This window comes from Thermosynechococcus sp. M98_K2018_005 (assembly GCF_015295825.1).
Taxonomy (GTDB): Bacteria; Cyanobacteriota; Cyanobacteriia; order Thermosynechococcales; family Thermosynechococcaceae; genus Thermosynechococcus.
Genome location: NZ_DVEH01000050.1, coordinates 1 through 18,594, shown reverse-complemented (window position 1 = coordinate 18,594; position 18,594 = coordinate 1). Strand labels below are relative to the sequence as shown.

The following is an 18,594-nucleotide window of genomic DNA, read 5'->3' as shown; positions in this document are numbered from 1 at the left end:
AAACGGGTCTGGAACCCCGCCCTTGAGAGCGGCTCTACACTCTAAGCCTAGCTTAATTCGCTAAAACCACACTACGCTCGTGAGAGGATGATAATAAAGACTTGCGCTCGATGCTCTCATGGATACCATCCCTATTCTTGATCTCAAAGCCCAATATCAATCCCTGCAAGCAGACATCGATCGCGCAGTTGCCCGGGTACTAGCATCAGGTCAGTTCATTCTAGGGCCAGAGGTACAGGCCTTTGAGGAAGAGGTGGCGGCCTATTTAGGGGTGCGCCATGCAGTAGCAGTCAATTCAGGGACAGATGCACTGGTAATTTCCCTGCGCAGTTTGGGCATAGGTACTGGGGATGAGGTGATTACAACTCCCTTTTCGTTTTTTGCGACGGCAGAGGCGATTAGTTTGGTGGGCGCCCGCCCGGTCTTTGTGGATGTGGAACTGGATTCTTTTAACCTTGATCCCAGTAAAGTTGCCGCAGCGATTACCCCCCGCACCCAGGCGATTTTACCCGTGCATTTATTTGGGCGGCCGGCAGCAATGGGAGCGATTGTGGAACTTGCTCAGGCTCATGGGTTAGCGATTCTTGAGGATTGTGCCCAGTCCTTTGGTGCCCGCTATTGCCCACCCTGTGAAACTTGTCAATGCACAGAGGTGACTCAAAAGACCTTAGCCCATCAATTCACGGGGGCGATCGGCCACATGGGTGCCTTTTCTTTTTTCCCGACAAAGAACTTGGGTGCCTATGGTGATGGGGGGCTGATTACCACCAATGATGATGATTTAGCCGCGCGATCGCGCATGCTGCGGGTTCACGGCTCCCGTCAACGCTACCACCACGAAATGATTGGCTACAATTCTCGCTTGGACAGCCTACAGGCGGCAATTCTGCGGGTGAAGCTACCCCATATCGATCGCTGGAATCAAGAGCGACGGCGAGTGGCGCAAACCTATAACCAAGCCTTGGCGGGTCTTGAGACAATAGTCACCCCAGCGGTGTCTGCGGGGCATGTGTTTCATCAATATACAATTCGGGTGCTCAATGGCCAGCGGGATGCGCTTGCGGCTTACCTGAAGGAGGCTGGCATTAGTTCAATGATTTACTACCCGATTCCCCAAGATCACTGTCCAATGTATAAGGGGCAATCTCCACCCAATCCTGTCAGCGATCGCCTTGCTCGCGAGGTACTGAGCTTACCCATTTGGCCTGAGTTGAGCGATGCCACCATTGAGCGTATTGCCACAACAATTCGCCAGTTTTTTCAGAAGCTCTAGGTCCATCTTCCGAGTATTTATCCTGAGTTAACAGAACCTTAAAGTTGCAATCGCTAAGCTAGCAACAGCCCTTTTCTCAAACCTGTAATGTCGCTGGGGCAGGAGTGCAATGCCATGAAGGTTGCCGTTTTTAGTGCCAAATCCTACGATCGCCAGTTTTTGAATGCCGCCAATGAGGCTCAAGGGCATCTCCATCTTCTGAACTACTACGATCTGCTGCTGCGCCCTGAAACAGTTTCCCTCGCCAAGGGACATGAGGCCGTCTGTGTATTTGTCAATGACGATCTAGGGGCAGAGACCCTCAAACGACTGGCGGCGTTGGGGGTGCGTCTGGTGACACTGCGCTGTACGGGCTTTAATAATGTGGATTTGGCGACGGCGGCCAGCTTGGGCATAACAGTGACCCGCGTGAGTACTTATTCCCCCTATTCGGTGGCGGAGCATACGGTCGGACTGATCCTGATGCTAAACCGCAAACTCCACCGTGCCTACAACCGCGTGCGTGATGATAATTTTTCCCTAGAGGGGCTGATGGGCTTTGACCTGCACGGCTGCACCGTGGGTATTATTGGCACAGGTAAAATTGGCTGTATTGTGGGTCAGATTATGCGGGGTTTTGGCTGCCATCTCTACGGCTATGATCCCTACCCTAGTGAAGCCTTTAAGGAGATTGGTACCTACACAACCCTAGAGGCGCTGCTGGCCGCATCCGATATTGTGACGCTCCATTGCCCCTTGGTGCCCGAAAATGAACACCTGATCAACGCCACCACGATCGCCCAAATGAAGCGAGGCGTGATGTTAATCAATACCAGTCGCGGCAAACTGGTGGATACCAAAGCAGTGATTGAGGGCATTAAAAGTGGCCAAATTGGTTATCTCGGCATTGATGTCTATGAAGAGGAAGACTCCCTCTTTTTCCAAGATCTCTCGGACACGATCATCCAAGATGACACCTTCCAACTCCTGCAATCCTTCCCCAATGTAGTGATTACTGCCCACCAAGCCTTCTTTACCCGCAATGCCCTCACGGATATTGCCCGTACCACGATTGAAAATTTGACCTGTTTTGAGCAAGGCCTGCCCCTAGCAAACGCAGTTAAACAGATGTAAGGCTCGGCGGCGAAACGGTTATCCCCATAGCGTTTCTGGCAAACAGATCCGCTATAGTAGCGATCGCGTTTATTTCAGGAAAAAAGTCATGGGGCGTGCAGAAAAAGTTATTTTGGCCTATTCGGGGGGAGTGGATACCTCTGTGTGTATTCCCTATCTCAAGCACGAGTGGGGAGTGAAGGAAGTGATTACCCTCGCCGCTGATTTAGGACAGGGGGATGAACTGGAGCCGATTCGCCAAAAAGCCCTTGATTCTGGTGCCAGTGCCTCCTTGGTGGCCGATGCCAAAGCTGAGTTCATCCGCAACTATGCCTTTCCAGCCATTCAGGCCAACGCTCTCTACGAAAATCGCTATCCCCTCTCGACGGCCCTTGCTCGCCCCTTGATTGCCAAGCTCTTGGTGGATGCGGCTGCTGAGTATGGTGCCGATGCCGTTGCCCACGGCTGTACAGGGAAAGGCAATGATCAAGTCCGCTTTGATGTGGCGATCGCCGCTCTGAATCCCAACCTCAAGGTCTTGGCACCCGCTCGCGAATGGGGCATGAGCCGTGAAGAAACCATTGCCTACGGCGAACGCTTTGGCATTCCCGCTCCGGTGAAAAAATCTTCCCCTTACAGCATTGACCGCAATCTTTTGGGACGCAGTATTGAAGCAGGCCCCCTTGAGGATCCGTGGACTGAACCCCTCGAGGAAATTTATTTGATGACCCAAGCCATTGAAAATACCCCCAACTCTCCGGAGTATGTGGATATTGGCTTTGAAGCAGGGATTCCCGTTAGCCTCGATGGCCGCTCCCTCGATCCCGTAACGCTGGTAAGTGAACTCAATGAGCGGGTGGGTCGCCACGGCTTTGGTCGCATTGACATGATTGAAAATCGCCTTGTCGGCATTAAATCCCGCGAAATTTACGAAGCCCCTGCCTTATTAGTACTCATTGACGCTCACCGCGATTTGGAAAGTTTAACCCTGACTGCCGATGTGACGCAGTACAAGCGGGGGATTGAGGAGACCTACAGCCGCCTCCTCTACAACGGCCTCTGGTACAGCCCCCTCAAGGAAGCCCTTGATGCTTTTATTCAACAGACCCAGAAGCGGGTGACGGGTACCGTGCGCGTCAAGCTCTTTAAGGGAACCGCACGGGTGGTGGGGCGGCAATCTCCCTACTCCCTCTACACCCCCGACTTGGCTACCTATGGCGCTGAGGATCAATTTGATCACAAGGCAGCCGAGGGCTTTATCTACGTGTGGGGGCTACCCACCCGTGTCTGGGCAGAAAAACTGCGCCAAGGCTAATCGGGTGCTTCGACAATACACCACTCGTGGAGTTCGTACTGCACACACTGGTGTTGGACGAGGGGATCGCGGGCAACAATTTCCTCAGCCGCCTTGCGGGAATCGGCCTGAAACAACAGCATGCCACCCCCTCGCTCAGCCCAGTATCCCGTGCGGGCTTGATGCCCGGCAGCAATGAGGGAGCGCACATAGGCGCGATGGGCAGCAACGTGTTGATCAAATGTGGCTTTATCCACAATGCCGCGTTCGATTTTGACAAACCATGGCATCGGTGACTGGCTCCTGTGGATTTGAATCAAGACCTAGAATAGCTATAAGCAGTGTGCCTGCGTGACTCTGTTTTGCCCTGATTGTGAGCGGCTATGAGCAAAGCCATTACCCTTGAAACGTTGTTAAGTGAATTTGCCCGTGGGGTGCGGAATTTTCGTGGTGTCAATTTGGCGGGCAGTGTGTTTCCCTTGGTGCAACTCAGCCATATTGATCTGGCGGGAGCCAATCTACAAGGTATCAATTGGAGTGGGGCGGATCTGATCAAAGCGAACCTTGCCAATGCCAATCTGCGAGGAGCCAATCTGATTGGTGCGGATTTGAGTGGTGCCAACCTCACCGATGCGGATTTGCAGGAGGCGATGCTCAGTGGGGCGATTTTGGTGGGTGCCTACCTATCGCGAGCCAATTTGCAGCGGGCAGTGCTCAGTGGGGCAATTCTTAAGGGGGCGGTTCTTCACGACAGTAACCTTAAGGAAACGAATGTCGTGGGGGCAGATCTCTCAGAGGCGGATCTGACCGGGGCGATCGCCCGCCGTCAAGACTTAGAGGAAGCCAAGCTCTCGGGTGCTACACTCCCCAATGGTGAAGTGGTCTTTGATGAAGGGGACATTGAAGAGGTACCGTTGCCCACTACGCCGGCAATTGCTGAGCCAATGGCAACCGCTAACGAAACCACTGTGATTGAGTGGACAAATGAGCAGGTGATCCAAATGTTGATCCTGCAACAGGAGCCGTTGCCCAGTACCTATCAAAGTGCTGACTTGAAGGTGGTGGCTCTTGGCAATCACTGCTATCAATTGCGAACGATCACTGAAACGGTGGTGGCGGTGGTTGAGGGGTCCAGTGTGGCCGATGAAAAAGTCACCCTTTTTGTGGAGGCTCCCTTTGCAGATCTGATGGCCAGTGTGCTCCAAGCCCATTCCTTCTGGCCAACGCAATACATTAGTGACCCCGTGCCTGCATGGCAGTACGAGCAGGTACCCACGCCCCCCAGCAGTGAAGTTCGTTTGGGAACCGCACGGCAACTCTGGAAAACGTGGTGGTTACTCTTGAAGTCCACGGCTACAGGGCAGGAGCCAGCACAGCTACAACTGTTGGTGGGCAAGAGTTGGCAGCCCATTCGCGATATTGGTTTTTCACCCTCGGCCAGTGGCGGCGTGATTATTAAAACCGATGCGGGCGATCGCCACTATCCTGCTGATGCGTCGCTGATTTGGCTAGAAAGTGTCCAGTCTGGCTCACCCACCCCCACAGCACCGCTCTGGAACGGCCTGCTGAAATTTCAAAATAACTGCTTGACGATTCAAACGGCGGCGGGCCCCGTCTGTGTGCGGGGGGAAAATTTGACGGTCACCATCGGTGGTCAGGCGATCGATCTGAACCAGCTCTAATGGTCGTTGTTCAGCCCTTTGATTTTAGTCGCTGGCCGATCGCCGTCAGTGATTTACCTGCCGATACCTACCTCGTGGGCGGAGCAGTACGGGATGCGCTCCTCGGCCGGACAACGTTGTACCCCGATTTGGATTTTATTGTGCCGGTGGATGCCATTGCCCTGAGCCAAAAACTGGCGGATAAGTACAAGGCTGGTTTGGTGGTTTTGGATCGGCAGCGGCAAATTGCCCGCTTGGTTTTTGCCAACACCACCGTGGATATTGCCCGGCGCCATGGGGAGACGCTCTTAACTGATTTGAGCGATCGCGATTTTCGCCTCAACGCCATTGCCTACGACATTCACCACCACCACATTGTCGATCCCCTCGCTGGCCTTTTGGATTTGCAACGCCGCCAAATTCACTATGTAGCACCAGAAAATCTCGCTGCTGATCCGCTGCGACTCCTACGCGCCTATCGCCAAGCTGCCCAACTGCAATTTACGATTACGCCCGAAACGCGGCAGGTGATCCAAACCCTTGCCCCCCAACTGCGGCGAGTGGCAGCAGAACGGGTACGGGTGGAACTCAGCTATCTCCTCAGTGCTGTTGAGGGTGCGGCTCAAGTGACCCTCGCCTTTCGTGATGGGGTGTTGGCGGTGTGGCTACCGTCAGTAACTGAGGAGCGGATTACCCACTACCATGCCCTTGAATCCACCCTAGCGAATTTCCCCTTCCCTGCCCTTTGGCCGGCGCTAACGAAATCCATTGCCGCAACAACTGCCCCTGGCGAACCCCAACGGCGAACCCTAGCGGCTTTGGCCAAGCTCACCTGCCTCGTGAATGCCAGCGATCGCCTAGCGGCCGAGGAACTGACTGCCCTCACCTACACCACCGATGAAATTCGCATTGTCCAAGTCCTGTGCCGACTGCTCAACCACTGGCTAGTCCCCCTAGAACAGCCCCTGCACCGTGAGCAAGCCTTTTATCTATTCCGCGCAGCGGGTAGCTATTTTCCAGCCTTCGTTGCCCTTGCCCTTAGTCGTGGCATCCCCAAAGAGCATCTAGTCCCCTTGGTCAAAGGGTGGTTAGACCCCAAGGATGCCCTTGCCCATCCCCCCCAATTGGTGCGGGGTGCCGATTTGGTAGAAGCGTTTCAGGTCTCGCCGGGGCCGCGGGTGGGTGAATTGTTGCGAGCTGTGGAAGCAGCCCAAGCGCGGGGAGAAATTAGCGATCGCCCCCAAGCCCTCGCCTATGTGGCACAACTCCTCAAGAGTGCAACTGAACCAAGACATAGTTAGGAATTGGTCAGAAAAATCTCTTGCCAAAGGGTGTCATAGGTCTTTTGGGTTGCAGCATCAAGGGGGAGCAATACCTCACTTTTGCTAAAGGCGTTGGGGTCAGCAAGGGGAATATAGCGCTGAAAGAGGGTGCCCGTTAGATGACTCACGCGGGGCGAGAGAGCATCACTAAATTGACTGAGTTGCTCAGCCACCTCTGGCTGCCACCAGTAGTTTAACCAATCCAAGGTGGGGCGATCGGGAGCTTGGCCACAGACCCACAAATCTAGCCAAAGCGCCGTGCCACTGCCGGGGAAGACTGCTCCATAGGTCTGCGGATCCCGCTTCAGTAGCGGCAGTAAATCCGTTGACCAACCCACTGCCAACTGCGTACTCCCCAGCATCAGCGGTTGCAGGTAAGCATCGGAACTAAAGAAACGGCAACCTTGGCGCAGCCGAGACAATCGCTCCCGTAACTGCGGGTGGGTGGGTGGGGCATTGTAGGACAGACCCAGGGATTTCAGGGTTAATCCAATCACTTCGCGGGGCGTATTCAAGAGGCTGTAGTGCCCCTGCACTGCGGGGTGCCATAGGGCATCCCAATCTTTGGGTTCCCAACCCAAGTCAGCAAAGAAATCGCGGCGATAAATGAGGGCGGTGGCTCCCCAGCGATAGGGAAGACCCCAGAGGGCATCCTCTTTGCTGATGAACTTCACAAAAGGCTGCCAGGGTTCAGCCCAGGCAAATCCATTTTGAATGAGTTGTTTAGGAATGGGGGTGATCTGCCCTTTTGCCACCGCCTCGGGTAGCCAAGCATCCCCGAGACTGAGGACGGCTGACCCTAGATTGCCTGCTGCAAGGGTATGGGCTAAGGCTTGGGGCGTTTCCTGAAGGCGCAGACGAATGCCCACACCCGCCTGTTGACGAAATCGCTGAATCAGTTGAGGCGGTAAGGATTTGCGCAGCAGATGAACCGTTAGCCCGCCATTGGCACTTGCTTGACACCCACTGAGGGCAATCGCCCCCAGGGCAAACAACCCCTGACAAAACTGCCGCCGCTGCATTAGCGTTGCCACCGAAACTGCAATTGACTCGGCTGTGCCGGATCCCCCAGTTGCTCAATGCCGCGCTCGTTAGCCACAAGGTGCCGCAGGATCAGGTAAATCCGCTCCAGTTGATCCGGCGCATTCACAGCGTTGGCGATCGCCCCCAAGTCAAGAGGTTCATCACTTTGTTCTAAAACTTTGACAATCTGCCGTTGCAACGCCAAATTCGCCGCTGCTGCTTTCTTGCCAGCTTCCACCCCCGGCTGATGGTAGGCATTGATATTCACCAAGAAGCCATAGAGACCCACTGCTCGCTCGTAGAGGGCAATCAGGGCACCCACCGTTTTGGGTGTTACCTCTGGAATTGTCACCGTCAGGGAAGGGCGATCCTTTTCATAGAGGGCTTGGCGCGTGCCAAGGAGCAAACCACTGAGGTAATCCCCGGCAGTAATCCCCGGCTCCACCTCAATGGCCGGTTCTTGACCATCCCGCAGCACTTCAATAAACGTGACAAAGAAGTTAGGGAGGCCATCCCGCAACTGCTGCACATAGGCGTGCTGATCCGTGGTTCCCTTGTTGCCATAGACCGCAATCCCTTGGTGGACAATATTGCCGTCGAGGTCTTTTTCCTTGCCGAGGGACTCCATCACCAACTGCTGCAAGTAGCGGCTAAACAGTAGCAGACTATCTTTGTAAGGCAGGACAACCATATCTTTTTCACCCCGACCATTGCCTGCATGGTGCCAAGCCAAGGCGAGTAGGGCAGCGGGATTTTGGCGGATCTTCGGTACGCGGGTTGCTTGATCCATCAATTTTGCTCCCGTGAGGAGGGCATCAATGTCAATCCCTTGCAGGGCAGCGGGCAATAGACCCACCGTTGACAGTTCCGAGGTGCGCCCCCCTACCCAGTCAAACATCGGGAAAATGGCCAGCCAGCCGTTTGACTCCGCCACTTGGGCAAGGCCACTGCCCGGCATGGTGACGGCTACGGCGTAATCGGCAAAGGCAAGACCGGCACGTTGGAAGCGGGCTTGGGCTTCTAGCATGCCATTGCGGGTTTCCGGTGTCCCCCCCGATTTGGAAATGACAATCACTAAGGTCGTCCGCAGGCGATCGCCCAGTTCCGCAAAGACGCGCTCAAATCCCGCAGGGTCAGTATTATCCAAAAAATGAATGTTCAGGGGCGGATTTACGGGGGCAAGGGCAGCCGCCACAAACTGCGGTCCAAGGGCAGACCCCCCAATGCCAATGGAGAGAATATCCGTAAAGCGACCCCCTTGGGGTGGGGCAATGGCGCCACTGTGGACTTGCTGGCTAAACTGCTTCACCTGGGCAATGGCATCGCGAATTTCGGCGCGTAATTCCGAAGTTGGGGCTAAATCGGCATCCCGTAGCCAGTAGTGCCCCACCATACGGCCTTCATCGGGGTTGGCGATCGCCCCTGCTTCCAATTCCTTCATTTGCTCAAAAGCGCGCTCAAAGGCTGGCTCTAGGCGCTGCACGACCGCTGGGGTCAATCCCATACGACTGACATCCACATAGAACTCCAACTCAGGGTGGTAGTACAACCAATCTTGGTAATGCTGCCAAAGAGCCAAAGCATCCATAAAAAAATACTCTCGCGCTACGATCTCAGATCTCAGCGTACCTCAACAACTGTCCCTTACTGGGAACGTCAGCTTTCCCTTAACAAACACCCTAGGCAGAGTGCGCCTTCAGAAAAGTAGCAAATTCCTCTAAGGCCGTCCGCAGGCGATCGCCCGCCACCTCAACAAAATCATTGTGATCCGCACCCTCGACCCAGAGGGAAAATTTTGGCTCACGGGCAATGGCAAAAAGGTATTGGCCATGACGAAAGGGCACGATGCTGTCGGCAGTACCGTGGAGAATCAACAGCGGCACCCTGACTTGCGGCAGTTTATCTCGGTTGATAAAGCGATCAAAGGGAAACAGTGGCAAAGGCACCACCACCCGAAAGATGGACGTAAAGGTACTTTCTAAGACCAACCCCGCAATTGCAACCTGTGTCGCCAGTTCCGTTGCCACCCCACCGCCAAGGGAACGGCCATAGAGAATCACCCGCTCTGGGGGGACTCGCAGTTCCTCTGTGAGATGGGTATAGGCCGCCAAAGCATCTGCGTAGGCATGACGCTCACTGGGGCGACCCGAACTCAAGCCATAGCCACGATAGTCATAGGCAAGGACAGAAAACCCCCACTGCCGCAGCCTCTCAAGGAAGGGTTCCACCATACCGAGGTCTTCACCGTTGCCGTGACTAAACAGCAGCGTAAAGTGAGCCTCTGGATTGGCAACATACCGCACCGCAAGGCGATCGCCCTGGCCCACTGGAATCAGCCTGATCTCCTCAGAAAGAGAATAGGTAGGACGGGGGGGATGGAAGATGAGGGCATCGGCGCCAAAGTAGAGATAGACCGCAACGATCAGGTAAATGAGGAGTGCCGATCGCCCCAAGCGCAGCCAACTCCACTCCCCCAGTACCCAAGCTTGCAGCCAACTCATTTAGACGTAGAATTCAGACTTGGTGCCACCAGTGTCCCTAAGGGTTGATCCACCTGCTGAGCCAGTGTCGGTACCACTTCCCGCACCCGAGCAATCACCTGACCTGTGGTTGCATCGTAAATTTGCGTCAAGAGCTTGGGATAGAGGCCAATACCAATAATCGGTACCAACAGGCAGGCAATGATAAACACCTCACGGGGTTCGGCATCGACAAGGGCTTCATGCTCGACCAGTTCCTTGTTTTCAGGGCCGTAGAAAATTTCCCGCAGCATCGAGAGCAGGTAAATCGGTGTCAAGATCACCCCTACTGCCGCCAAAAAGACCACAATCACCCGGAAGGGCAAAGAATAGGCATCGCTAGTAGCAAAGCCAATAAAGACCATCAGTTCAGCCACAAAGCCACTCATCCCCGGCAAAGCAAGGGAGGCCAAGGAGCAGGCTGTAAACATGGCAAAGATCTTCTTCATTTTCTGGCCAACACCGCCCATTTCCTCAAGGATGAGCGTGTGGGTACGGTCATAGGTGGCTCCCACCAAGAAAAAGAGACTCGCCCCAATCAAGCCGTGGGAGACCATTTGCAGCACGGCCCCACTCATGCCCAAATTGGTAAACGAAGCAATCCCAATCAGCACAAAGCCCATATGGGAAATCGAGGAGTAGGCAATTTTGCGCTTGAGATTGCGCTGCGCATAGGAGGTCAGCGCCGCATAGATGATGTTGACCACCCCCAAAATCACTAGAACAGGGGCAAACTTGGCATGGGCTGCCGGCAGCATATCGACATTCATGCGAATCAGGGCATAGCCACCCATCTTCAGGAGAATCCCCGCCAGCAGCATGTGCACCGGCGCTGTTGCTTCACCGTGGGCATCCGGCAACCACGTGTGCAGGGGGACAATCGGCAGTTTGACGCCATAGGCCACCAAAAAGCCCGCATAAACCAGCAGTTGAAAACCAATGGCATAGTCCTTGGCCGCCAAGGTCTGCATATCAAAGCTAATCGTGTCGCCATAGAAGGCCATGGCCAAGCCCGCCACCAAAATAAAGAGGGAGCTACCAGCTGTGTAGAGAATAAACTTTGTTGCCGCGTATTGACGCTTGGGGCCGCCCCAAATTGCCAAAAGCAGGTACACCGGAATCAGTTCCAGTTCCCACGCCAGGAAAAAGACCAGCATATCCTGCACGGCAAAAACGGCAATCTGACCACCGTACATCGCCAGCATTAAGAAATAAAACAGTCGCGGCTTCAGGGTTACTGGCCAAGCCGCCAAAATCGCCAGCGTAGTAATAAAGCCCGTGAGTAAGATCAGCGGCATCGAGAGGCCATCTGCCCCCACTGACCAGCGCAGACCAATTTCGGGAATCCAGTCATGGCTTTCCCACAGTTGCATGCCAGGGGTGTTCAGGTCATAGAAATTCGTGAAGGCATAGACCATCAAGGCAAAGTCAATCAACCCCACCGTCAGGGCATACCAGCGGATTGGGCGTCCCTTGCCCGTGGGATCTGGAATGAAGGGAATCGCCAAGGAAGCCACCATCGGGAACAGGATAATTGTTGTCAGCCAAGGAAACGTACTCATGGCAGTCGTGTTTACTCCTCCAGCAGTTGGGAAAGAACCATGACCGGGGTTAGGCTTGCACTGAGAAGATGACAAATCCCAACACCGCCAGCAGCACAATTAGGGCGTAGAACTGGGCACGGCCATTTTGGAAGTATTTCAGCCCTTCACCGGTGACCATCGTCACAAAGCCCGTGAGGTTGACCACCCCGTCCACTACGTTGTAGTCCACTTCCAAGACCTGACGCGCCAAGCGACGACAGCCCTTGATGAAGACCGCTTCATAGAGTTCATCAAAGTACCACTTATGCAGCGAGAACTGGTACAGCGGTTGAATGGCTTTGGCGATCGCCTGCGGACTGGGAGTGCCCTTGAGATACATCAGGGAGGCCACAGTAATGCCAAGCAGGCCAATGCCCACAGAGCTACCGCCAAGGATAAGAAACTCTGTCAAATCCACCGCGTGCTCCGCCACCATTTCCTCACCAGGAGCATGGATAAAGGCCTCAAAGAGATTGTTGAAGGGGGTACCCACAAAACCCATCAACGTCGAGGGAATCGCGAGCACCACCAAGGGTAGCGTCATTGTCCAAGGGGATTCATGGGGTTCAGCAGCATGGTGATCATGGTGCTCCCGTAGCTCTGGGGGCACATTACGGAACTTGCCCTCAAAGGTCATGAAGTACATGCGGAACATATAAAAAGCGGTTAAGCCAGCCGTGAGCCACGTCAGCAGCCACATGGCCGGGTTGGCATGAAAAACCGCGCCTAAAATTTCATCCTTTGACCAAAAGCCAGCAAAGGGAGGCACGCCAGAAATGGCCAAGCACCCCACTAGAAAGGTTGCCCCTGTTATGGGCATATACTTGCGCAGACCCCCCATGTAGCGCATATCTTGAGCCAAGTCAGGGTTATGGCCCACCACCCCTTCCATGCCGTGAATCACTGACCCCGATCCAAGAAAGAGCATCGCTTTGAAGTAGGCATGGGTCATCAGGTGAAAAAGACCAGCACTGTAGGCACCCACACCCATCCCCATGACCATATAGCCCAGTTGGGAAATGGTTGAATAGGCCAAGCTCTTTTTGATGTCGTTTTGGGTGATGGCAATGGTGGCCCCCATAAATGCCGTAAAAGCCCCCGTCCAAGCAATGATCGTCATGACTTGGGGCAATTGCTCAAACACAGGGAACATCCGCGCAATCAGGAAAACCCCGGCTGCCACCATGGTTGCTGCGTGAATCAGAGCAGAAATGGGGGTCGGACCCTCCATCGCATCCGGTAGCCACACATGCAGGGGAAACTGGGCAGATTTGGCCACAGGACCGAGAAAGACCAAGATGGCCAGAATGGCCGCAAGGCTGGGGGACAACAGCCCCGTATTCACCAACTCCGTCAAGCGATCGCCCATGCCGCCAAAGTCAAAGGTACCTGTTGCCCAAAATAGCCCCACCATGCCCAACAAAAGGCCAAAATCACCGACACGGTTGGTGACAAATGCTTTTTGTGCTGCTTCCGCCGCGCTTTTCCGGTCATACCAAAAGCCAATCAGCAGGTAGGAGCACATGCCCACCAATTCCCAAAAGATATAGACCTGCACCAAGTTGGGACTGACGACCAACCCCAACATTGAGGAGCCAAACAGGCTCAGATAGGCAAAAAAGCGAACATAGCCCGCATCATGAGCCATGTAGCCATCGCTGTAGAGCATGACTAAAAAGGCCACCGTTGTGACGATGACCAACATCAATGCCGCTAAGGGGTCAATCACGTATCCCATAGCAATGTGGAGATTGCCCGCCGCTGCCCATTCAATCATTTGCGTATAGGGGGCGTGGCCTTGGACTTGACTCCAGAAGAGGCTCAGAGAATGCCCCATGGCGATCGCCATCAACGCCATGATGAAAATGGCACTGGGTCGCCGCAGTTTCGAGGTGGTCTCTGAAAAGGCAATCAAGCCAAAGCCCACAATCAGCGCTCCCAAAAGGGGTAAAACGGGAATCAGCCAAGCGTATTGATACAGGGGTTCCATGCGTGCCACCTAACTTTCCATGAGAGCTGCCTGCCTAGAAAACCCAATAGGTATGAATCGCTAGTGTAGGCAAAACCCTCTACATTTTGCCATATCCCTTTTAGCAAGCGACGAGGGGTACCAGTTATAGAAAATAAAAAAACGGATTTTCTTTAGCTTTGCCGTCCTCAAAAGGCACCGTCACCACCTTTTTCTGAAACAGGGGGTACACGTAAAAGAATCTCCTACGGTGGCTTTTACAGCATTGTGTGTCCTGCAGCCTTGCGAAACGAGCTGTAGTGATGGAACAAGTCAAAAAGCGCTACCCGTCTAACAACACATTGATGCACCGATGATGTACCGATGAGGGAGATCGCGATGGAATTGCATTTTGTTATAGGACGCTTATACCGAGTGGGGTCTGTCATTGGGGGAGCGATCGCCTTGGTTTTCATCTCCCATACCACCCTTGCCCAAAATGCCCCTGATTCGCGCATGGTGCAGCGGGTCGAAAACGCCACATCCGTCCTCGGCGAGTTTACATTTAACAACAACAATCGCATTCCGCCGAGGATTGTTCAGCGTGCCCAAGGCATTGCCATTATTCCCAATGTGGTTCAAGCCGGTTTTATCGTCGGCGGCCGGCGGGGTGCTGGCATTCTCCTTGTGCGCAATGAAAATAACGAATGGAGTAAGCCCGCCTTTATCACAATGACCGGCGGCAGCTTTGGTCTGCAAATTGGTGCCCAATCCACGGATGTGGTGCTGGCCTTCATGGACAAATCGGTAGTCATGCGCAGCTTGGCGCAGTCGTTTCGCTTGGGGGGCAATGTCTCTGTTGCTGCAGGCCCTGTGGGTGGCGAAGTTGTCAGTCCTACAGACCCGAGTCCCCAGGTCTTTTCCTACACGCGCAGTGCAGGTCTTTTTGCCGGTGTTGCCCTTGAGGGCGCCAATATTGGTTTTGACCGTAGTGCCAGTACCCGCTTCTATGGACGGCCTAACCTGACGCCAATGCAAATTTTCGAGAACTCGCCCCCCCTCCCTTCCCCTCCCGTCCTCAATGGTCTCTACAATGCCCTTACCCGTGCAGCTCGCTAATCCCTTCTCAAGACAGTGATAAGATAGCAGTCAATAGTCCGCACTCTATAGAAGGAACACTATGGCACAGGGACAGGGTTTTGGCTTCGGTCTTGGCAAAATGAAGGAGCTGGCCGCAGCCATTCAAAAAGCGCAGCAAGTTCAAGAAGGCGCCAAGAAGCTGCAAGAAGACCTCGAAAAAATGGATATTGAGGGTCAAGCAGCGGGGGGTGCCGTCAAAGTGATTATGAGTGGTACCCAAGAACCCCGCCGCGTCGAAATCAGCCCAGATCTCCTGAGTGAAGGGGCTGAAGTGCTCTCTGATTTGGTGACAGTTGCCATGCGCGATGCCTACCAAAAATCCACCGCCACCATGCGGGAACGGATGGAAGAGTTAACGAGTGGCTTGAACGTTCCGGGTCTTGGTTGATGCACTCCCTTGCCCACCATGGCACCCAAGCTGCGGCTCCTGATTGTGGAAGATGATCCAATGATGCAACTGGGGCTAGGACAAGCCCTAGGGGAGCAGTTTGCTGTGGTGGGTTATGCCGAAGATGGCTATGGCGCCATTGATATGACACGGCAGTTGCAGCCGCAAGTGGTCATTATGGACATTGGCCTACCAGGGTTAGACGGGATTGCCGCCACCCAACGGCTGAAGCGAGAATTTCCTGACATTCATGTGGTGATGCTCACCTCCCACCAATCGACCGTTGAGGCTATTGCCGCCCTTTCTAGTGGTGCCGATGCCTACTGTATCAAGGGGCAAACCGTTGAGCGATTACTAAGGGCGATCGCTGCTGCCCAAGAGGGAGCCACCTACCTTGATCCCCAGATTGCTCGCCATGTGATCCAGCACCTGCATCCGCCCCAACCGACAATGGACTATCATCTTTCGCAGCGGGAACTGGATGTCCTGAAGCTGATGGTGGAAGGTTACAGTAATCCTGAAATTGCCAGTAAGCTATTTTTAAGCCCAAACACCATCAAGACCCATGTGCGCGGTATTTTGAACAAGTTGGCGGTGGATGACCGGGTGCAGGCGGCGGTTGTTGCAGTTCGTAACGGTTTAGTCTAGGCCTTCCACAAGACTGAAGGGCACTTGCTATCGTGAAGGGGAACCGTCGGTCTGTAAAGCCTGTGTCCCATGGCATCCCATAGTAATGAGGCAACGGTTTTAGCCTCCGATCAAGAATCATCTCCCTTTCTGCAAATTAGTACGCCTGCTTCTGTGGAGGAGTTTCCGCTCCTGCAACCGAGGGTACGGGTAGGGCGATCGCCCCACAACGAGATTGTGGTTTCCTATCCAACCATTTCGCGGCATCATTTTGAAATTGTTAAGACCGACACCGGCTATCGCATCCGTGACTTGGACAGTAAGCTCGGTCTGGTCTATGGCGATCGCCCCCTCAAGGAAAAAGACCTCAAGGACAGGGATACCTTCTACATCGGTGCCAACGTCAAGATCACCTTCTATGAAGGCCAAGCTCAGTTTCTGCAAAAAGCAATTAGCTTTCAAGGCAAGACGGTTCTGCGGATTGGTCGAGGTGATGACAATGACATTCAAATTGATCACCCCCAAATCTCGCGCCACCATGCCAAGATTGAACGTCAAGGCACCTCTATTGTCATTACAGATCTCAACTCCTCCAATGGTGTCTTTTGCAACGGCAAGCGCCTCACCAAACCCCATGCCCTAAGAATTGGCGACAAAATTCGCATCGGCCCCTATCTCCTGCAAATCAATGTTGACGAAACGATCACCGTTGATAATGAAACGGGCAGTATCTGCCTTGATGCCTTTGGCCTAGAGAAAGTCGTCAAAGGGAATAAAAAGCTCCTCCACGATGTCTCCCTATCCATTTTGCCCCGTGAATTTGTGGTCGTTGCTGGCGTCAGTGGGTGTGGCAAATCCACCCTATTGCGGGCGCTGACGGGATTTAACCCCGCCTCCAGTGGCACGGTTCTGGTGAATGGCAACGATCTCTACCACAACTTTGATGCCTACCGCTCTCAGTTTGCCTATGTGCCTCAGGAAGACATCGTCCACAAGGAACTCACTGTTGAGGAAGCCCTCGACTTTGCTGCCCAATTGCGGATGCCGGCTGATATTACACCTACTGAACGCCACAGCCGTGTGGAAGAGGTGATGCAGATTTTGGGGTTGAGCCAACGGCGGGATGTGCCAATCAAAAATCTCAGTGGTGGCCAACTAAAACGGGTCTCCATTGGTGTTGAGTTAATTACCAAACCCAGTTTGTTCTTTCTCGATGAGGCCACTTCAGGTCTGGATCCGGGTACCGAGGCAGATGTCATGACCCTATTGCGGCGCTTAGCCAATGGTGGCTGCACTGTCGTGCTGATTACCCACGTCACAGAAAATATCAAGCTATGTAATTTGGTCTTGTTTCTTGCTGCTGGCGGTCGCATTGCCTATTTTGGCCCCCCCGACGAAGCTCCTGACTACTTTGGTGTCAAGTCCTTTAATGACATTTATCCCTTGGTTGAGCGCGAGCGCAGCCCTGAGGAATGGCAGCAGTTATATTTGCAGTCGAAGCAGTACAAAACCTACGTTCTGGATCGCCAGAAGTCGGTGGTCTGCCACGTAGATCAGGGACGTACCCCAGATAGCCAAGGTAGACGTGCTAGCAAAATTCCCCAGTACCACCCCGTCTCAGGCTTACGGCAGTACCTGATCTTGCTACAACGGGAAGCGGCAGTTTTGCGGCGCGATCGCGTCAGCTTAATTTTGAATTTCTCGATCCCTTTCTTTATTGGTTTACTGGACTTAATTGTTTGGGATCGCCATCTCTTTGATATTCGTAAAGGGGATGCCGCCTCAGCGATTACGATGCTCTTTGCCACAGCCTTGGTGGCGGTGATGGTGGGTAATTTAACTACGATGCGTGAAATCGCCAAGGAGCGAGAGATTTACCGCCGCGAGCATCTCGTAGGGCTGAAAATTGGTGCCTATGTCTTCTCTAAAACAACGGTTGCGTTGCTGTTAGCCCTTTATCAGGCCTCGGCCTTTCTCCTATTCAAAAACATTGCTATCGATTTTCCTGGCGACAGCCTCACCCAATTACAGTTATGGCTGACGATGTTTTTGGCCTCCTTCAGTGGCATGATGATGGGGCTGTTGGTCTCAGCACTGTCACCAAATACAGCGATCGCCCCTCTGTTGTTAATTCTCTTTATTATTCCCCAAGTCACATTTGGGGGCGGGATTATTGCCCCCTCCCAGATGAATCCCATTGGCCAAGTCATGAATGTCTTTACCTTGACCAAGTGGCCCTTTGAAGCCTTTGTCACGATTACAAAAGTGGGCAAAGATGTGGCTTTGGATCCCTGCTGGACAAAACCCAATGAAACCCATCCCCCCGAAAGCTGTCGTTGCACGGCTGCCCAACTCTTTAAGACCTGCTACTTCCCGGGGGTTCGTGGCTACTACACTCCAGCCTTGGGTGAGGCAGAACCGCAAAAGCCCACGGAACCAGCGACGCCAACCACTCCAGCGGCCTTTGCTACCTTCCAAGAGGAGATGGCCAACTACAAGGATGATCTGAAGATTTGGCAGGACCAGTATTCTAATTGGATGCTGAAGCGAGAAAAAGCCATTGGCCAAGCGGAGGGCATTATTGATCGCCTTTACGGTATTTATGGTGAGATCTTTGACGTGAATGTACCGGGGCACTGGCTGATCATCAGCTTGTTTATTGTCCTTATGTTTGCCATGATTGTCGGCATTCAAATCTACTTCGACACCCTCCACTAGGGGCGT

The 18,594-nt window shown here is 53.7% G+C and carries 15 protein-coding genes; 9 read left to right on the top strand and 6 right to left on the bottom strand.

The window, feature by feature from the left end:
* Nucleotides 1–118 precede the first annotated feature (118 nt).
* The 3 genes from IGQ15_RS07325 to IGQ15_RS07315 all read left to right on the top strand — a co-directional run bounded on the left by IGQ15_RS07325 (nucleotide 119) and on the right by IGQ15_RS07315 (nucleotide 3,680).
* A complete protein-coding gene (locus IGQ15_RS07325) occupies nucleotides 119–1,273 on the top strand; it encodes a DegT/DnrJ/EryC1/StrS family aminotransferase (RefSeq protein WP_297050285.1) in 1,155 nt (384 codons plus the stop codon).
* 114 nt (nucleotides 1,274–1,387) lie between these two features.
* Nucleotides 1,388–2,386 carry a 2-hydroxyacid dehydrogenase gene (locus tag IGQ15_RS07320; RefSeq protein ID WP_297050284.1) on the top strand — a complete coding sequence of 333 codons (999 nt, stop codon included), beginning with the start codon at nucleotides 1,388–1,390 and terminating at the stop codon, nucleotides 2,384–2,386.
* Nucleotides 2,387–2,474: 88 nt separating this feature from the next.
* Nucleotides 2,475–3,680: an argininosuccinate synthase gene (locus IGQ15_RS07315; RefSeq protein WP_297050282.1), complete on the top strand. Its 1,206-nt coding sequence runs from the start codon at nucleotides 2,475–2,477 to the stop codon at nucleotides 3,678–3,680.
* Here IGQ15_RS07315 and IGQ15_RS07310 read toward each other — a convergent pair.
* Entirely contained in the window at nucleotides 3,677–3,949 is a 273-nt protein-coding gene (locus IGQ15_RS07310; RefSeq protein WP_297050280.1) for a YciI family protein, read from the bottom strand. The two genes, IGQ15_RS07315 and IGQ15_RS07310, sit on opposite strands and share 4 nt — an antisense overlap.
* 93 nt (nucleotides 3,950–4,042) lie before the next feature.
* On the opposite strand from IGQ15_RS07310, the gene IGQ15_RS07305 reads away from it, so the two are divergent.
* Entirely contained in the window at nucleotides 4,043–5,341 is a 1,299-nt protein-coding gene (locus IGQ15_RS07305) for a pentapeptide repeat-containing protein (protein WP_297050278.1), read from the top strand.
* On the top strand, nucleotides 5,341–6,621 hold the full coding sequence (locus IGQ15_RS07300) for a CCA tRNA nucleotidyltransferase (protein WP_297050275.1): 1,281 nt from the start codon (nucleotides 5,341–5,343) through the stop codon (nucleotides 6,619–6,621). Before IGQ15_RS07305 ends, IGQ15_RS07300 begins: the two co-directional genes overlap by 1 nt.
* On the opposite strand, the gene IGQ15_RS07295 is transcribed toward IGQ15_RS07300, so the two are convergent.
* The 5 genes from IGQ15_RS07295 to IGQ15_RS07275 form a co-directional block, all read right to left on the bottom strand.
* The gene (locus IGQ15_RS07295) at nucleotides 6,618–7,676 is read right to left on the bottom strand and encodes an extracellular solute-binding protein (protein WP_297050273.1); all 1,059 of its coding nucleotides are present in this window, start codon (nucleotides 7,674–7,676) and stop codon (nucleotides 6,618–6,620) included. The genes IGQ15_RS07300 and IGQ15_RS07295 overlap by 4 nt on opposite strands.
* The gene (locus tag IGQ15_RS07290; RefSeq protein WP_297050270.1) at nucleotides 7,664–9,253 is read right to left on the bottom strand and encodes a glucose-6-phosphate isomerase; all 1,590 of its coding nucleotides are present in this window, start codon (nucleotides 9,251–9,253) and stop codon (nucleotides 7,664–7,666) included. The genes IGQ15_RS07295 and IGQ15_RS07290 overlap by 13 nt, the downstream gene beginning before the upstream one ends.
* A 91-nt stretch (nucleotides 9,254–9,344) precedes the next feature.
* Nucleotides 9,345–10,166 (bottom strand): alpha/beta hydrolase, encoded by an 822-nt coding sequence (locus IGQ15_RS07285; RefSeq protein WP_297050267.1) that lies wholly within the window; start codon nucleotides 10,164–10,166, stop codon nucleotides 9,345–9,347.
* The gene (gene ndhD1 / locus IGQ15_RS07280; RefSeq protein ID WP_297050265.1) at nucleotides 10,163–11,746 is read right to left on the bottom strand and encodes a photosynthetic/respiratory NAD(P)H-quinone oxidoreductase subunit D1; all 1,584 of its coding nucleotides are present in this window, start codon (nucleotides 11,744–11,746) and stop codon (nucleotides 10,163–10,165) included. The genes IGQ15_RS07285 and ndhD1 overlap by 4 nt, the downstream gene beginning before the upstream one ends.
* A gap of 49 nt (nucleotides 11,747–11,795) precedes the next feature.
* On the bottom strand, nucleotides 11,796–13,757 hold the full coding sequence (locus tag IGQ15_RS07275; RefSeq protein WP_297050263.1) for an NAD(P)H-quinone oxidoreductase subunit 5: 1,962 nt from the start codon (nucleotides 13,755–13,757) through the stop codon (nucleotides 11,796–11,798).
* Between the two features lie 393 nt (nucleotides 13,758–14,150).
* Here IGQ15_RS07275 and IGQ15_RS07270 point away from each other — a divergent pair, with 393 nt between their 5' ends.
* The 4 genes from IGQ15_RS07270 to IGQ15_RS07255 all read left to right on the top strand — a co-directional run bounded on the left by IGQ15_RS07270 (nucleotide 14,151) and on the right by IGQ15_RS07255 (nucleotide 18,588).
* The gene (locus IGQ15_RS07270; protein WP_297050261.1) at nucleotides 14,151–14,834 is read left to right on the top strand and encodes a lipid-binding SYLF domain-containing protein; all 684 of its coding nucleotides are present in this window, start codon (nucleotides 14,151–14,153) and stop codon (nucleotides 14,832–14,834) included.
* Between the two features lie 61 nt (nucleotides 14,835–14,895).
* The gene (locus tag IGQ15_RS07265; RefSeq protein ID WP_297050259.1) at nucleotides 14,896–15,243 is read left to right on the top strand and encodes a YbaB/EbfC family nucleoid-associated protein; all 348 of its coding nucleotides are present in this window, start codon (nucleotides 14,896–14,898) and stop codon (nucleotides 15,241–15,243) included.
* A gap of 18 nt (nucleotides 15,244–15,261) precedes the next feature.
* A complete protein-coding gene (locus IGQ15_RS07260) occupies nucleotides 15,262–15,891 on the top strand; it encodes a response regulator transcription factor (protein WP_297050258.1) in 630 nt (209 codons plus the stop codon).
* A 69-nt stretch (nucleotides 15,892–15,960) separates the two neighbouring features.
* Complete coding sequence (locus IGQ15_RS07255) at nucleotides 15,961–18,588, top strand: FHA domain-containing protein (RefSeq protein WP_297050255.1); 2,628 nt, start codon at nucleotides 15,961–15,963, stop codon at nucleotides 18,586–18,588.
* Nucleotides 18,589–18,594 lie beyond the last annotated feature (6 nt).

What these genes read in the sequence shown, in the direction of transcription:
- IGQ15_RS07325 (WP_297050285.1), top strand. Translation starts at nt 119, where the DNA reads ATGGATACCATCCCTATTCTTGATCTCAAAGCCCAATATCAATCCCTG.
- IGQ15_RS07320 (WP_297050284.1), top strand. Translation starts at nt 1,388, where the DNA reads ATGAAGGTTGCCGTTTTTAGTGCCAAATCCTACGATCGCCAGTTTTTG.
- IGQ15_RS07315 (WP_297050282.1), top strand. Translation starts at nt 2,475, where the DNA reads ATGGGGCGTGCAGAAAAAGTTATTTTGGCCTATTCGGGGGGAGTGGAT.
- IGQ15_RS07310 (WP_297050280.1), bottom strand. Translation starts at nt 3,949, where the DNA reads ATGCCATGGTTTGTCAAAATCGAACGCGGCATTGTGGATAAAGCCACA.
- IGQ15_RS07305 (WP_297050278.1), top strand. Translation starts at nt 4,043, where the DNA reads ATGAGCAAAGCCATTACCCTTGAAACGTTGTTAAGTGAATTTGCCCGT.
- IGQ15_RS07300 (WP_297050275.1), top strand. Translation starts at nt 5,341, where the DNA reads ATGGTCGTTGTTCAGCCCTTTGATTTTAGTCGCTGGCCGATCGCCGTC.
- IGQ15_RS07290 (WP_297050270.1), bottom strand. Translation starts at nt 9,253, where the DNA reads ATGGATGCTTTGGCTCTTTGGCAGCATTACCAAGATTGGTTGTACTAC.
- IGQ15_RS07285 (WP_297050267.1), bottom strand. Translation starts at nt 10,166, where the DNA reads ATGAGTTGGCTGCAAGCTTGGGTACTGGGGGAGTGGAGTTGGCTGCGC.
- ndhD1 (WP_297050265.1), bottom strand. Translation starts at nt 11,746, where the DNA reads ATGAGTACGTTTCCTTGGCTGACAACAATTATCCTGTTCCCGATGGTG.
- IGQ15_RS07275 (WP_297050263.1), bottom strand. Translation starts at nt 13,757, where the DNA reads ATGGAACCCCTGTATCAATACGCTTGGCTGATTCCCGTTTTACCCCTT.
- IGQ15_RS07265 (WP_297050259.1), top strand. Translation starts at nt 14,896, where the DNA reads ATGGCACAGGGACAGGGTTTTGGCTTCGGTCTTGGCAAAATGAAGGAG.
- IGQ15_RS07260 (WP_297050258.1), top strand. Translation starts at nt 15,262, where the DNA reads ATGGCACCCAAGCTGCGGCTCCTGATTGTGGAAGATGATCCAATGATG.
- IGQ15_RS07255 (WP_297050255.1), top strand. Translation starts at nt 15,961, where the DNA reads ATGGCATCCCATAGTAATGAGGCAACGGTTTTAGCCTCCGATCAAGAA.